14 protein-coding genes are annotated in these 14486 nt (G+C 62.6%); 8 read left to right on the plus strand and 6 right to left on the minus strand.

Annotation, left to right across the window (positions count from 1 at the left end; genetic code table 11):
• The first annotated feature begins 9 nt into the window (after positions 1–9).
• Positions 10–255: a DUF2970 domain-containing protein gene (locus G7047_RS28705; protein WP_166312313.1), complete on the plus strand. Its 246-nt coding sequence runs from the start codon at positions 10–12 to the stop codon at positions 253–255.
• A gap of 63 nt (positions 256–318) precedes the next feature.
• Entirely contained in the window at positions 319–1200 is an 882-nt protein-coding gene (locus G7047_RS28710; RefSeq protein WP_166311686.1) for a cytochrome c oxidase subunit 3, read from the plus strand.
• Positions 1201–1511: 311 nt separating this feature from the next.
• On the opposite strand, the gene G7047_RS28715 is transcribed toward G7047_RS28710, so the two are convergent.
• Positions 1512–1739 (minus strand): twin transmembrane helix small protein, encoded by a 228-nt coding sequence (locus tag G7047_RS28715; protein WP_166311687.1) that lies wholly within the window; start codon positions 1737–1739, stop codon positions 1512–1514.
• 87 nt (positions 1740–1826) lie between these two features.
• Here G7047_RS28715 and G7047_RS28720 point away from each other — a divergent pair, with 87 nt between their 5' ends.
• From G7047_RS28720 to G7047_RS28740, 5 genes are read left to right on the plus strand one after another with little or no spacing between them, the layout of a single operon-like run.
• Positions 1827–2576 (plus strand): SURF1 family protein, encoded by a 750-nt coding sequence (locus G7047_RS28720; protein WP_166312314.1) that lies wholly within the window; start codon positions 1827–1829, stop codon positions 2574–2576.
• Entirely contained in the window at positions 2518–3285 is a 768-nt protein-coding gene (locus tag G7047_RS28725) for a hypothetical protein (protein ID WP_166311688.1), read from the plus strand. The genes G7047_RS28720 and G7047_RS28725 overlap by 59 nt, the downstream gene beginning before the upstream one ends.
• Positions 3282–4493, plus strand: a complete 1212-nt coding sequence (locus G7047_RS28730; protein ID WP_240939303.1) for a heme A synthase — start codon at positions 3282–3284, stop codon at positions 4491–4493. Before G7047_RS28725 ends, G7047_RS28730 begins: the two co-directional genes overlap by 4 nt.
• Complete coding sequence (gene cyoE / locus G7047_RS28735; RefSeq protein ID WP_166311689.1) at positions 4490–5449, plus strand: heme o synthase; 960 nt, start codon at positions 4490–4492, stop codon at positions 5447–5449. The genes G7047_RS28730 and cyoE overlap by 4 nt, the downstream gene beginning before the upstream one ends.
• 9 nt (positions 5450–5458) lie before the next feature.
• Positions 5459–6094: an SCO family protein gene (locus tag G7047_RS28740; protein WP_240939304.1), complete on the plus strand. Its 636-nt coding sequence runs from the start codon at positions 5459–5461 to the stop codon at positions 6092–6094.
• Positions 6095–6676: 582 nt separating this feature from the next.
• Here G7047_RS28740 and G7047_RS28745 read toward each other — a convergent pair.
• The 5 genes from G7047_RS28745 to G7047_RS28765 all read right to left on the minus strand — a co-directional run bounded on the left by G7047_RS28745 (position 6677) and on the right by G7047_RS28765 (position 13239).
• Entirely contained in the window at positions 6677–7711 is a 1035-nt protein-coding gene (locus G7047_RS28745) for a tripartite tricarboxylate transporter substrate binding protein (RefSeq protein ID WP_166311690.1), read from the minus strand.
• A 119-nt stretch (positions 7712–7830) separates the two neighbouring features.
• Positions 7831–8772: an RNA polymerase sigma factor RpoH gene (rpoH, locus tag G7047_RS28750; protein ID WP_166311691.1), complete on the minus strand. Its 942-nt coding sequence runs from the start codon at positions 8770–8772 to the stop codon at positions 7831–7833.
• A 383-nt stretch (positions 8773–9155) separates the two neighbouring features.
• A complete protein-coding gene (locus tag G7047_RS28755) occupies positions 9156–9926 on the minus strand; it encodes a GntR family transcriptional regulator (RefSeq protein ID WP_166311692.1) in 771 nt (256 codons plus the stop codon).
• A complete protein-coding gene (locus G7047_RS28760) occupies positions 9923–11755 on the minus strand; it encodes a glycerol-3-phosphate dehydrogenase/oxidase (protein ID WP_166311693.1) in 1833 nt (610 codons plus the stop codon). The genes G7047_RS28755 and G7047_RS28760 overlap by 4 nt, the downstream gene beginning before the upstream one ends.
• Positions 11752–13239 carry an FGGY family carbohydrate kinase gene (locus G7047_RS28765; protein ID WP_166311694.1) on the minus strand — a complete coding sequence of 496 codons (1488 nt, stop codon included), beginning with the start codon at positions 13237–13239 and terminating at the stop codon, positions 11752–11754. The genes G7047_RS28760 and G7047_RS28765 overlap by 4 nt, the downstream gene beginning before the upstream one ends.
• A 178-nt stretch (positions 13240–13417) precedes the next feature.
• Here G7047_RS28765 and G7047_RS28770 point away from each other — a divergent pair, with 178 nt between their 5' ends.
• Positions 13418–14458 (plus strand): substrate-binding domain-containing protein, encoded by a 1041-nt coding sequence (locus tag G7047_RS28770; protein WP_166311695.1) that lies wholly within the window; start codon positions 13418–13420, stop codon positions 14456–14458.
• Positions 14459–14486 lie beyond the last annotated feature (28 nt).

Below are 14486 nucleotides of genomic sequence, written 5' to 3' on the forward strand. Positions count from 1 at the left end.
GGTGGCGCAATGACGACGAAAGAGCCGAATGACAAGAACAGCAGCCGCAGCGACGCGACGCCAGCGCACCAGCGGCAGGGTTCGCTGCTGCGCACGGTGCGCGCCGTCGCATGGTCGATGATCGGCCTGCGCAAGGGTGCCGAATACCAGAAGGACATTGACAAGCTCAATCCGATCCACATCATTGTGGTGGGTCTGCTGGGTCTGTTTCTGCTGGTGATCGGACTGATCGCGCTGGTGAACTGGATCGTCTGAGAACGCAACGCATAGAACAACGCATAACCGATAACAGAGAATTTGAGAGATACAGGAGCTGACATGAGTGCAACCACCCCAGGCACCACGCCTTACTACTACGTACCGGCTCATTCGCATCATCCGGTGATGGCATCCATCGGTCTGTTCATGGTGATCCTCGGCGCGAGCCAGTGGATCAACGGCCATGAATGGGGCAAGTATTCGCTGTTTGTTGGCCTCGTCTGGTGGCTGACCGTGCTCTGGAACTGGTTTTGCGAGGCGCGTCGCGAAAGCGAGGGCGGTCTCTACAGCACCAAGATCGACATCTCCTACCGCTGGAGCATGAGCTGGTTCATCTTCTCGGAAGTGATGTTCTTCGGCGCGTTCTTCACAGCACTCTGGTGGGCCCGTGCGCACTCGGTGCCCGCACTCGGCAGCCTTGACAACGCGATTCTCTGGCCCGACTTCAAGGCCGTCTGGCCCAGCATTGCGGCCGGTGTGACCGCTGCGCCTGCAGGCCTCGTCGAGCCCTTCCAGACTGTCGGCCCCTTCTGGCTGCCGACCATCAATACCGCGCTGCTGCTGACGTCCGGCGTGACGCTGACCATCGCCCACCACGCGCTGCGTGAAGACCACCGCAGCAAGTGCATCCAGTTCATGTGGATCACCGTGATTCTGGGTTTCATCTTCCTGTGCGTGCAGGGCTATGAATACTTTCACCTGTACACCGAGCTGAACCTCAAGCTCAACTCCGGCATCTACGGCTCGACGTTCTATATGCTGACCGGGTTCCATGGTTTCCACGTGTTTGTGGGCATGCTGATGCTGTTCTTCATCACGATCCGTCTGATGAAGGGGGATTTCACGGCCGCGCGCCACTTCGGGTTTGAAGGGGCTGCCTGGTACTGGCACTTTGTGGACGTGGTGTGGTTGGGGCTGTACATCCTCGTCTACTGGATGTGACGACTTTGCTGGGGCTATATGTCCCACCTACAGTCATCAGGGAAAGCGCCTTCGGGCGCTTTTTTCGTGGTTTGATTGTTGTGTTTTGATTTTTGATCGCGGAGCCTTGGCGGCTCCGAGGGCTGGTCGTTTTGAGGCGGCAATACAGCCCCTCATGCGTCGTTGCGAAGCCTTGCCGTACAAGAGTACTGGCTGCGGCTTCGACGCCTAGCCTGAGGGGCTGTCTTGCCGTTGGAGTGGTGGTTCGAGGCGGGTGCGCGCTGCTTGGCCTGCCGTTTGGATGCGGGGTCCGGTTGGGTTGTCTGCTTTGTTTATTGCGCTTTGACCGGAAGGCCTGTGGGCTGGATGTATCCGAGCTTCCAGGCGATCAGCACGCAGAGGAACAGTACGACTGAGAGCGCTATGCGTGCGGTGAGGGCCCAGGCCATGCGTTTGCTGCGGGTACGGTCGTCGCCTTTTCCGCGCATCATGAAGAAGAGCGCGGAGCCCAGACTGGCGAGGATGGCCAGGAACGCGAGGGCGACGAGGATGGATTTCATGGAGAGCGATATTACGTGAATACAGTGAGCGGCGGGCAGGTGCTCGGATGGCGGTTCTGGATCATCACGCTGGCGGCATTGGCCACCATGGCGGTGACGGCCTCGCTCGGGCGTTGGCAGCTTTCGCGTGCGGCGCAGAAAGAAGCGTTGCAGCAGGCGATGGACCAGCGCATGGCCGAGCCGCCGCTCGGCGCTGCGCAGTTTCTCGTGCAACTTCGCGACCTGCCTGCTGACGTGCAAAGAGCGGGTCCGGAAAACGATCCACTGCTGCACCGGCAGGTAAAGCTCACGGGCCACTGGATTGTTGACAAGACCGTGTATCTGGACAATCGGCAGATGCACGGGCGTCAGGGTTTTTTTGTGATGACGCCGCTGCGATTGAGTGACGCGGTCGCGCCGCCGCAGCAGTCGTCCGTCGTGATGGTGCAGCGGGGCTGGGTGCCGCGCAATTTCGAAGACCGCGCGCGGCTGCCGGAGATCCGCACGCCCGAGGGCGAGGTGCAGATTCTGGGCCGTGTGGCGGCACGACCGGCGCGGCTCTATGAATTCGACACATCCGGAAACAGCGCAAGGGCTTCCGCGATCCGGCAAAATCTGGACTTGGTCACCTTTGGGGCCGAGACAGGTCTCCCACTGTTGCCGTTGTCTGTCGTGCAGACGGCGGGCGACGCAAACGACGGCCTGCTGCGTGATTGGCCGGCCGTTGATTCCGGTGTCGACAAGCATTACGGTTACGCATTCCAATGGTTCGGGCTTTGCGCCCTGGTGGCAATCCTCTATGTCTGGTTCCAACTCATCCGACGCTTCTTTCGCCCACGCAGCCAGCCGTCCGCCTGAGACGACGGCGGCGGCCGAGAGCCCGCTCGCGTTTACCGTGCACAGCATGCCTAGCGCAGGCGCAGCCATGGCCGATGCCGAGGCCAAACAGCTGCGCACCGGGCGCTGGAAGATGCTCTCGGTGCTGCTCGTCTGCGCAGCGCCGGTGATCGCCTCGTACTTCACCTACTACGTGATCCGCCCCGATGGACGTCGCAACTATGGCGAGCTGATCCAGCCGCAGCACGCGATGCCTGAGAACGCGATGGTGACCACGCTGGACGGCAAGAGCGGACCGCTCGACGAGATGAAGGGCCAGTGGCTGCTGGTGAGCGTCGCGCCCGCAGCGTGCGACGAGACTTGCCGCAACCACCTCTACCTGCAGCGTCAGTTGCGCGAGAGTCTCGGCAAGGAAAAGGAGCGCATGGACTGGGTCTGGTTGGTGAACGATCAGGCGCAGATTCCCGCCGACATCGCACCCGGTCTGGCACAGGCGAGCGTGGTGCGTGCCGATCCCGCAATGATCGCGCAGTGGCTGCAGCCAGCGGCCGGACAGGCACTGTCAGACCATTTGTATGTGGTCGACCCGATGGGCCACTGGATGATGCGCTTTCCCGCCAAGATGGACCGCAAGAGCGCATCGCAGGCCAAGCGCGATCTGGATCGACTGCTGCGTGCGTCGTCGTCCTGGGACAAGGCAGGGCGCGATGAGGAGATTGTGAAGCCATGAGCTTGAACGCGAGCGACATGCAACCGCTCTATGATTTTGCTCCGGTGCTGGAGTTGATGGCCTTTGGTCTGGTGATCGCGCTTGCGCCCATCACTTGTGTGTGGCTGCGCAACCGTCACCATACGCCCGTGCGCAAGTTGCAGGCGCTGACTGTGCTCACGCTGTTCCTCACTTTCGATCTGGTGTTGTTCGGTGCATTCACGCGCCTTACCGATTCGGGCCTTGGCTGCCCCGACTGGCCGGGCTGCTATGGCAGCTCCAGCCCCGTGGGCGCGATGGCGGAAATCACCGCTGCGCAGACCGCCATGCCCACAGGCCCCGTCACGCACGGCAAGGCTTGGGTGGAGATGATCCACCGCTATCTTGCGACGACAGTCGGAGTGCTCATCATCGTGTTGACCGTGGGTGCTTGGTGGCAGCGCCATCAGGCCAAGAAGCAGAGGGCACCCGAGCCCGCTCTTAGTCCGTGGTGGCCCACGTTCACGCTGTTCTGGGTGTGCCTGCAGGGCGCGTTCGGCGCGTGGACGGTGACGATGAAACTCTTTCCCGCCATCGTCACGCTGCACCTCATCGGTGGCTCTGTGCTGCTGATCCTGCTGTGCGTGCAGGCCGTGCACAAGACGCTGAGCAGCAAGCACCTGTTGCCTGTTGAAGTCCCTCGCGGCATCTACATCGCCATGGCCGTCACCGGCCTGCTCGTGATCCTGCAGACGTTGCTCGGCGGCTGGGTGAGCACCAATTACGCCGTGCTCGCCTGCACCACCTTCCCCACTTGCCAGGGCAGCTGGTGGCCTGCAATGGACTTCTCGCAGGGCTTCCAGATCTGGCGTGAACTCGGCCTGCTCAAAGATGGCAGCCACATCAGTTTTCAGGCGCTGACTGCGATCCACTATGTGCATCGTCTGGCCGCCTACATCGTGCTGGCCGCGTTGATCGCACTGGCCTGGCGCATGCATCGCGCACAGGTGTTGCGTGATCAAATGCGCTGGCTCGGCGGGCTCACGCTGCTGCAGTTTCTCACGGGCCTGTCGAACGTTGTTCTCGACTGGCCACTGGTCGCCGCCGTGCTCCACACGGGCGGCGCGGCTGCATTGCTGGTGGTGCTGACCTGGGGGCTGGCCGCAAGCCGCCCAACGAGCTTGGTCACCGTCTCCGCCAAAGCTGACCAGAACAAGGTGCGCACGAGCACCACGAAAGTTTCCGTATGAGCGCCGCTCCCTCACCTTCACCGTCGACCTCTTCCTCTCCGGCAGCAGCGCCCAAGTCTGCAGCCGCCACCGCTGCAGTGCACCTGCCTTCGCGTTTTGCGCAGTTCTACGCGCTCACCAAACCACGCGTGGTGCAGCTCATCGTGTTCTGCGCCTTTATCGGCATGGTGCTCGCCGTGCCCGGCATGCCTAGTCTGGGGCAATGGGGCCTGATGGCAATTGCCAGCGCCGGCATCTGGCTAGTGGCCGGAGCGGCAGCAGCCTTCAACTGCATCGTCGAGCAGGGAATCGACGCCAAGATGAAGCGCACCGCCTGGCGCCCCACGGCCAAGGGCGAGCTCTCCAACGTGCAGACGCTGCTGTTCTCGGCGGCGCTGTGCGCCATCGGCTCAGCCATTCTGTACGTGTTGGTCAACCCGCTCACCATGTGGCTCACCTTTGCCACCTTCGTCGGCTATGCGGTGATCTATACCGTGATCCTCAAGCCGCTCACACCGCAGAACATCGTCATTGGCGGCGCATCGGGCGCCATGCCGCCCGTGCTCGGCTGGGCTGCCATGACCGACCACGTCGGCCCCGAGGCACTGATCCTGTTTCTCATCATTTTCCTGTGGACCCCGCCGCACTTCTGGGCCTTGGCGCTCTACCGCGTCGAGGACTACCGCAAGTCCGGTCTGCCGATGCTGCCCGTCACCCACGGCAACGAGTTCACTCGGCTGCAGGTGTTTCTCTACACCATCATTCTGTTCGCAGGCTGTCTGATGCCGTTTGTCTACGGCATGAGCTCGTGGATCTATCTGGCAGCGGCCGTGGTGCTGAGCATTGGCTTCTGCTGGTACGGCTTCAAGCTCTGGCGTAACTATTCCGATGCGCTCGCGCGCAAGACCTTCCGTTTCTCCCTGATCCACCTGAGCGCACTGTTCGCAGCGTTGCTGGTCGATCACTATGTTCTGTGAGAAAAATGAATGATTCCCAAGCGTATGTACAACGACAAGCGTGATGCCCTGAAACGACTCGCCCGCTGGGGCTCAGCCGCCGCTTCGCTCGCCCTGCTGGCGGCGTGCTCGCCATCCACTCCTTCGGCGCCCAAGTTCCAGGGCATCGACGTGACTGGCGCGGAATACGCCAAGGACTTTCCACTTGCCGACCAGAACGGTAAGCCGCGAAATATCAAGGACTTCGCGGGCAAGGTGGTTGTGGTGTTCTTCGGCTATACCCAATGCCCCGACGTCTGCCCCACGACGATGAGCGAACTCGCCGAGGTCAAGCGCTCGCTAGGTGCAGATGGCGACAAGCTGCAGGGCGTCTTCATCACCGTCGATCCTGAGCGTGATACGCCGGAAGTGCTCAAGGCTTACATGGCGAATTTCGATCCGACCTTTGTGGGGTTGATTCCGTCGCTGGAGCAGCTTCCTGCGCTCACGAAGGATTTCAAGATCTACTACAAGAAGGTGGATGGGAAGACGGCTACGAGCTATACGATGGACCATTCGGCGGGTAGCTTCATTTATGACCCTAAGGGAAATCTCCGGGTTTATTCTCGGTATGGGTCTGGGGCTCAGGCGCTTTTTTCTGATGTGAAGGCTTTGATTTCTGGTTGATTTCTGGTTGATTTATTGGTCTCTGCTGTTGGGTTGAGAGCGGAGGCCGGGAGTTCCGCCCGGCGGCGGAGTCACTTTTTGCTTGCGCGCAAAAAGTAACCCAAAACGCGCTTTTCAATACCCGCGGCAGAACTCGCTTTGCGCTGCGCGCGCCGCTCGGACAACCGCCGCGAGTCAGAGGTTTCATAAGAGGAATGTTCGGCACATCGCTTCGCTCGTGGCGCGCATCTCGCGACTTCGCGAGATGTCGGTGTGCTGGTGTTGTGAGATTTGATTTGCTTGCTGCTAACCCGAGCATCCTTGCTCAAAAAAGCAGTGGACATGTACCTCTTAACCCAACTCCATAAACGTCCCGGCACGAGCGAAGCGATGTGCCGCAAACATCTCTTCCAGACTGATTTCCGGCGGTTGTCCGAGCAGAGTGACGAAGGAACGCCGCGAGTTCCGCCGGAGGTATTGAAAAGCGCGTTTTTGATTACTTTTTGCGCGCGAGCAAAAAGTGATTGCCCCGCCGGGGGCAGTCCCGGCCTCCGTAAGCAACCACCCCACAGAACCAAAAAGCGGCAAAAGGTCCGCCAAACCTTACTCAGCCCGTATCCCCTGATCCTTGATGATCTTCCCCATCACAGCAGTATCGGCTTTGATCCGATTGGCCAACCCCTCAGGTGAAGACCCCACCGCCTGCCACCCCTGCTGAAACATCTTCGCTCGCACCTCGGGCGACCGAGCAATCTCGATCAACGCATTCGACAGCCGAGCCCGCAGATTCGCAGGCATCGTCGCCGGCGCAGCAAAAGCGTTCCACATTTCCAGATTCAGATTCGGCACACCTGCCTCGGCAAGGCTTGGCACATCCGGTGCCAGCGTGCTGCGTCCCCCAGCCGTCACGCCGATCAGGCGCAGTTTGCCGGCCTTTTCCTGTGCGAGCGCCAAGGCCGGTGGCAGCAGGGCCATCTGCAGCTGGCCGCCGAGCATCGCCTGTGCGACTTGTGGGTAGCCGGGGTAGGGCACGTGCACAGGCGCGATGCCGGTGCGTGCCTTCATCAGCTCTGTGCCGATGTGGCCCACAGTGCCCACGCCGGGTGTGCCGTAGCTCCACTTGTCGCCTGACTTCTTGGCGGCGGCGAGGAACGCGCGCGCGTCCGTGCCGTCGGGTGCGTCAGGCAGATGCACTGGGGCGGTCAGCACCAGTGGCGATACGCCTACCAGCGTGAGCGGCGCCAGATCCTTCTGCGGGTTGTACGGAACGCGCTTGTTGATCAGATTGGCGATGGTCAGATTGCCGTTGATGAACAGGCCGATGGTGTGATCGTCGCGCGACTTGGCGATGTAGTCGGCTGCGATGTTGCCGCCCGCGCCGACCTTGTTTTCCACGATCACCGGATGGCCGAGCGCCTTGGACAGCGGCTCGGCAAAGGTGCGCGCCGTCAGGTCGGGCGAGGAGCCGCCGGGAAAGCCGACAACGATGCGCAGCGGCTTGTTCGGCCATCCGGGTGTGGAGTCGGTGGAGGCCGCGGTAGTAGTAGCTGAAAACGCTGAGTTGGACAGGGCTGCCAGCGCAAGCATCGCTGCCGTCAAATTCAGAATGCTGCGGCGGGCCATCGGGAAGTGGGACATGGAGATGGAATCTTTCTTGTCTTCATCTGCACCAAAAACAAAAGCGCGCAGGCCCTGAACGGATCTGCGCGCTTGCAATTATCGCCCTCATGCCAGTGAGCGGAGGAGGGCAAGGAGGCTCAGGCGTACTCGGCCAGAGCTTTCTTCATCTTCTTCATCGCGGCCACTTCGATCTGGCGGATGCGTTCGGCGCTCACGCCGTAGACGGCGGCCAGATCATGCAGCGTCATGCCGCCTGAACCATCATCGTTCACCTTCAGCCAGCGCTCTTCCACAATACGGCGGCTGCGTTCGTCGAGGCTCTCCAGCGCGGTGGCGATGCCATCGCTGGCAAGGCGGTCACGCTGATGGTTCTCGAGCATGGCCGTGGGCTCGTGGCTCGCGTCCGACAGATAGGCGATCGGGCCAAAGGCCTGCTCGCCGTCGTCGCTCGGAGCCGGATCGAGCAGCACATCGCCACCCGAGAGCCGGGTTTCCATCTCGATCACTTCTTCGCGCTTGACATTCAGCTGTGCCGCCACCATATCGATTTCATGGTCGGACAACGTGTCACGCACGACGGCAGCATCGTCCATGGCAGCATCGGCCTTGAAACCCTGCTTCATCGAGCGCAGATTGAAGAATAGCTTGCGCTGGGCCTTGGTGGTCGCCACCTTGACCATGCGCCAGTTCTTCAAAATGTATTCGTGGATTTCGGCCTTGATCCAGTGCATGGCGTAGGACACCAGGCGCACACCCTGATCGGGGTCGAAACGCTTGACGGCCTTCATCAGACCGACGTTGCCTTCCTGGATCAGGTCGCCATGCGGCAGCCCGTACCCGAGGTATTGGCGCGAGATCGAAACCACCAGACGCAGGTGCGAGAGCACCAGACGGCCAGCGGAGTCCACATCGCTATCATTCTTGAGGCGCCGGGCATACGTCTGCTCTTCCTCGGCGGTCAGCAGAGGCAGGCGGTTCACGGCGGAAATATAAGCGTCCAGATTCCCCAGCGGCGGAACCAGTGCCCAAGGGTTAGCGGGCGCCAGAGACGTCGAGGTGGATGCAGCTTGCAGGTTCATTAGAGACATCCTTTCATCACCATTTCGGTTCATATTAGCACTCTGTTGGAGTGAGTGCTAAGGCGTAAGTTCCCAACTTTTTTACTTGGGTATGAATTTTCTGATTGCAATAGCGAAAAGAGCATTCTGATCAAGCATTTATCAAGGAAACATCACTGCTTTTCGAGGTGTTGTTCACCCATGTCAGCCCTTGAAATACGAAAACCTGTGGGGTTTTCGGCGGATTCGGGATTGTGAGGTGGGAGCCTGCTGAGCGGGGTCGTTGAACTTTGACTGAGAGTGTCGGAAAAGTTCGCGTTTTCTTTTCCCTTTTTCCATGGTGACAGCCTTCTGCCATTGCATGTCGGCACTTCAGAATTCACCGCTACGGGATCGGAGATCCCTCACGTTGTTGTTTTCACATGCAAGCGATTCGACTGGCAGCGATGCAGTGCCTTGTAGTGTTCCACCGGCCGCCCGCTGGCACTGTAGGCGATGGACTCGATGCGCAGCAGCGGCTCGTGGTCCGTGAGTTCCAGCAGGATGCGAGTGTCAGAGTCGGGCAGCACGGCGTCGATCCAGCGCTCGGCGCGGACGATGCGCAGGCCGTATTGGCGCTTGAGCACATCGTAGAGCGAGCGGTTTTCGAGGCGTGCGCGCTGCAGTCCGGGGGCAAGGTCGGCGGGGATGGTGGTTTCGACCAGGAGGCGCAATTCGCCGTCCACGCTGCGCAGGCGCTTGAGGGCGATGACGTTGTCGCCCTCGTTGAGTTCGAGGGCGCGGGCCTCCTGCAAAGTGGGCGCGCGCAGGGTCTGCTCCAGCACTTGGGTGCGCACGGTCAGGCCCTTGCGGGCCATTTCGTCGGAGAAACCGAGCACGGTGGAGACGAAATCCTCATCGCGTTCGCGGGCGGCGACGAAGGCGCCCTGACCTCGTATCTTGTAGATGAGGCCGCTGCGTACCAGTTCGGCCAGCGCTTCGCGCACGACGATGCGCGAGATGCCGAACTGTTCGCCGAACTCGGCTTCGGTGGGCAGCTTGGCGTCGGTGGCCCAGACGCCGCCGAGGATGTTGGCGCGCACCACGTCGCGAAACTGTATCCACAGGGGGGTGCTGGCGTTGCGGTCCAGTGCGGGAGACTGCTGTATGGGTTGTGTTTCGATTTCGGCGGTCATGTCGGCACGGAGGGTGAAAATGCAGGTTGGTGAGCGGTGGCGTGTGCGGCAACGGATGCGGCAGGCAACTGGCTGGGCAGGTTGGCTGCGGATGCGCTCGTCGCGGGCGCTTCTGCAGCTTCCAGCTCCACCCCGTGGCGTTCCTGCAGCAGGCGGCGGCAGGCCGTCAGCTCGCTTTGGGCACGCTCGGGGCTCCAGTCCAGCGCCTTGGCGGCAATCGTCGCCAGCTCGGTCAGCAGGGCCGCGTTCATACGTCCACCAATGGCCAGCACCGTACGCCGCAGCACCAGATCGTCCAGATGCACCACGCCGCTCACATGGCAAAGATACCGCACTTCGCCGCTGGAGTAGTCGGGCGCGTGAATCAGCGGGCGGTCGTCGTGCGATGCGTGTAGGCTGCGAGCGACTTCGTTGGCGCGCGTGCCATAGCGCGAGAGCAGGGTTTGCGCGCGTGCCTGGCTGATATGGTGTTGCTGCGCGAGCGCGATGGCGAGCTGGTGCTTGGCCGTCACATCGGTCGGGAGGTGGGCTCCGCCGCCGATGGGAAGCGCCTCGGTGGACTGCACGCGGGGTCGGGCGAGGGCCTGCAGGACCTGGTCCGATGCGGACTCGGCGAGCGCGCGGAAGGTGGTCCATTTGCCGCCGACGAGGCAGATCATTGGCACTTGACGCGTGGCGTTCGGCGGCTCGGTGACGACGCTGTGCTCGCGCGAGATCTGGCCGGGCTGGTCGGCGGGTGCGCGGGCGAGCGGGCGCACACCGACGTAGGTGTAGAGCACTTGCTCGCGATGGAAGCTCTGGCGAGGGAAGACCTCGTGCAGCACGTCGAGCAGGTAGTCGATTTCCGCGGGCTCTGTGGTGGCGGTGTCAGGGTCGTCGACGGGAATGTCGGTGGAGCCGACGAGCACCCGGTCCATGAACGGAAAGACGATGCATACGCGGCCATCGGCGGCCTCGAAATAGACCATGCGACCGTTGAGCTGGCGATGCAGCTGGGGATGGTCGAGGATCAGATGCGAGCCCTTGGTACCCATCACGCGTTCGGTCGCGCCGCCCAGCATGTTGGCGCTGTGGTCGAGCCACGCACCCGTCGCGTTGACGATGCTGTCGGCGCTCACTTCGGCTGTCTCTCCTGTGATTTCGTCGCGCAGCTGAACGCGGTTGCCGCTGCAGCCTGTGGCGCGGCAGTAGGTGGCGGCGATGCTGGCACGGTGATGTACGTGGGCATCGGCGATGAGTTCGTGGATCAGCCATTCGGGGTGGCTGATCCACGCATCGAAATACGCCGCCGTCCAGCGCACGCCATCGCGCAGCAGCGCCTTGTCGGCGGGGCTCACGCGGTCAATGCGGTGGTGGGGCATCACGCGTTGCTTGCTGCCCAGCAGGTCATACAGACGCAGGCCGAGCGACACCACGAACAGCCCGCGCTGCGACTTGCCCGCACCCGATGCGCCGACGAAGCGCAGTGCCCCATCCATCAGCCCGCCCAGACGCTGCGACAGCGGCACCACGGTCTTGAGTGGATGCACCAGATGCGGCGCGTTGCGCAGCAGCAGATTGCGCTCGCGCGTGGCCTCGGCCACCAGCGCGAACGAGCCGTGCTCGAGATAGCGCAGGCCGCCGTGGATCATGCGCGAGGGCGCGCTGCTCGCGCCGCTGGCGATGTCGCCCTTGTCGATGACGAGGCAATCGAGGCCCTGCAGGCTCAGGTCGCGGAACACGCCCACGCCGTTGATGCCGGCGCCGACGATGACCGTCGAGAAATGTCGGCCATGCAGTGCGGCCGGGCGGGTGTACGCGGTGGACTTGGTGCCGGTTGCTGGATTCATTGGTGGGCCCTGTACAGATGTGCGAAGGCGGGTGTGAGCGAGTGCATGAGCTCGGCGTAGTCCGCCAGAAAACGGGCGTGGGCGGTGGCCTGCAGCGGATCGGGTGTGATCGTGCTGCAGCGCGCGAGCAGTGGCGCCGTCGGCGCGCCTTGCGACTGCGCCGCATAGAGGGCTGCGCCGCGCGCGCCGGTCTCGTCATCGCCACAGCGCTGCACCGGATGACCGAGCAGCGATGCCAGCAGCTGCACCATGCGTGCATCGCGTGCGCCGCCGCCAAGTGCGGCTACGCGTGCCGGTGATCCGAGGCCGCAGGCGGCCAGATGTTGCAGATGCACGCTGTGCTGAGAGAGCACCGCGTCCACCACCGCGCGCGCCATGTGCGTCCGCTCGTGGTGGCTGGACAGGCCGATGAAGCCCGCCTTGGCATGCGCGGGCGAACCACCGCCGTTGATGAAGGGGGCGAAGCGCAGTCCGTCCGCGCCGAGCGGCACGCTCATCGCGCATTCCACGACGGCCGCAGCGCTCTCGAACTGCAGCGTGCGCGCCAGCCACGCGACGTTGGCCATCGACGAGGGGCTGTTCTCCAGATAAAGACGCTGATCGGGCGGCCCGAAGCGCACGATGGCGCCTACTTGCGGCTTGGGCTCGCGCACCGGCGCGATCACGGCATTCACGCACCAGGTACCAAGCACGGCCACGGCTTGCCCGACGGCGGCTGCGCCCACCGCATGCAGCGAGGCCAGCAGGTCGATGGCGCCTGCAGCCACCGGAATGCCTGCTGGCAGCCCGCACTGTGCTGCAGCATCAGGCGTGAGTCGGCCGATCTGCGTGCCGCTGTCGACGAGCGGCGGCAGGGCTGACTGCAGTCCCGGCAGACCGACCACCTCGAAGGCCAGTTCACTGGGGCGCCCCGTGGTCAGTGACAGCAGGCCGGCGGTGCTGACGTCGCTCGCATCGGTGACGAGCACGCCAGTGAGCAGCCAGGTCAGGTAGTCCTTGGCGCAGACGAGGTGCGCAATCTGCGGCAGATCGATGTCGCCGCGTGCGACCAGCTCGGCCAGCACCTGCGTGGGCTGTCCGGACCAGGGCTGGCAACCCACGGCCTCGTAGAGCGCCGCACCCTGCTGCTGCGCGAGTTGCGCCGCGCGGTGGGATGCGCGCTGGTCCGTCGATGCCACCGCAAGCCCGCGCAGCAGTGCGCCGTGGGCATCGAGCGCATACAGCCCGGCTCCATGCCCGGTGCAGGCGATGGCACCGATCTGCCGCACGCGCTGCTCACCCAGTTGCTGCGCGATGCTGGCCAGCGCCTGCATCAGCGCGTCGTGGATGCACTGTGCCGTCAGCTCGCAGCCACCGCCGCTGCTGCGCCGGTGCGTGAGCGCATCCCCTGCGACTGCCAGACTTGCGCCACTCCCCGCGTCGAAAGCCACCGCCTTCAAACCCGTGGACCCCATGTCGATACCGATGAAGATGTTTGTTTTCATGTCATAACATCGTTACTCAATAAAAATCGCGACGCAGTGGTGTTTTCCCTAGATTGTTTCATAAAAATGACTCAGATACATTGCATCAATGTCATGACAACGTTGCGGATGTGCAAGAGGTCAGGCAATCAACGGCAAGTGGCGTGGGCCCGGCCAATCAACGACACAGGAGACGGCAATGAGGCGTGATTTCTTGAAGACTGCGGCCCTGGCGGGTGCGGGCATGATGGGCGGCGCGAGCGGCGCCATGGCACAGCAGCCATCTGCTGCTGGCGGTTTGCGCGGCAACGCGGGCGACACCTACGTGATGAACGTGATGGTGTCGGGCGTGGAGTACTGGTTCCCGGTTTACGAGATGATGAAACAGCTCGGTCGCACGCTGGGCGTGAAGACGCGCTACAGCGGCACGCCGGAGTACGACGTGAACAAGCAGCTCGCTTCGTTCGAGCAGGAGCTGGCGCGTAAACCGGCGGGCATTCTGCTGCACCCGATGAACCCCGATCCGTTCATCGAACCCATCAACCGCGCGGCGGCGATGGGGATTCCGGTGGTGACCTTCGCCGCCGATTCGCCCCATTCCAAGCGGGTGTCCTTCGTCACCTCCGACAATTACCGTGAAGGCCAGCAGGCAGCCGATGCGATTGCCGCCGCGATGGGCGGCAAGGGCGAATACGCGTTGCTCGAGAACCCCGGACAAGACAACCACGACCGCCGCATTTCGGCCTTCGTGGAGCGCATGAAGTCCAAGCACCCGGGCATGAAGCTCGCGGGTCGCGCGGCCAGCAATCAGGACCCGAACAAGGCCTATCAGGCCACGCTGAGTCTGGCGCAGGCCAACCCGAATCTCGGCGCGATTTTCATGCCCGAAGCCAACTCCGCCATGGGGGCCGCGCAGGCCAAGCTGGAATCCAAGAAGAACATCCGCGTGATGTGCTGCGACGTGAACGCCAAGATCCTCGACATGATCAAATCAGGCGATGTGTTCGGCTCCATCAACCCCAATCAGGGCGTGCAGGGATACATGGGAATGATGCTGCTGTTCATGGCCAGGAACCAGCAGCTCATCGACCCGATGAACGACGCCAAGCGCAACGGCACCAATCCGATGTCCGTTCCGTTTCTCGACAATGGCCTGTCGGTGGTCAGCAAGGCCAATGCCGATGACTTCTACTGGGACAAGTATCTGGCCCGCCGTGGCACCAAGGGCATCAACGAGTGATGGGTCTCGCGGGCCGTCGCGCGCCGGG

Origin of the sequence: Diaphorobacter sp. HDW4A (genome assembly GCF_011305995.1) — a bacterium.
Lineage (GTDB): Bacteria > Pseudomonadota > Gammaproteobacteria > Burkholderiales > Burkholderiaceae_C > Diaphorobacter_A.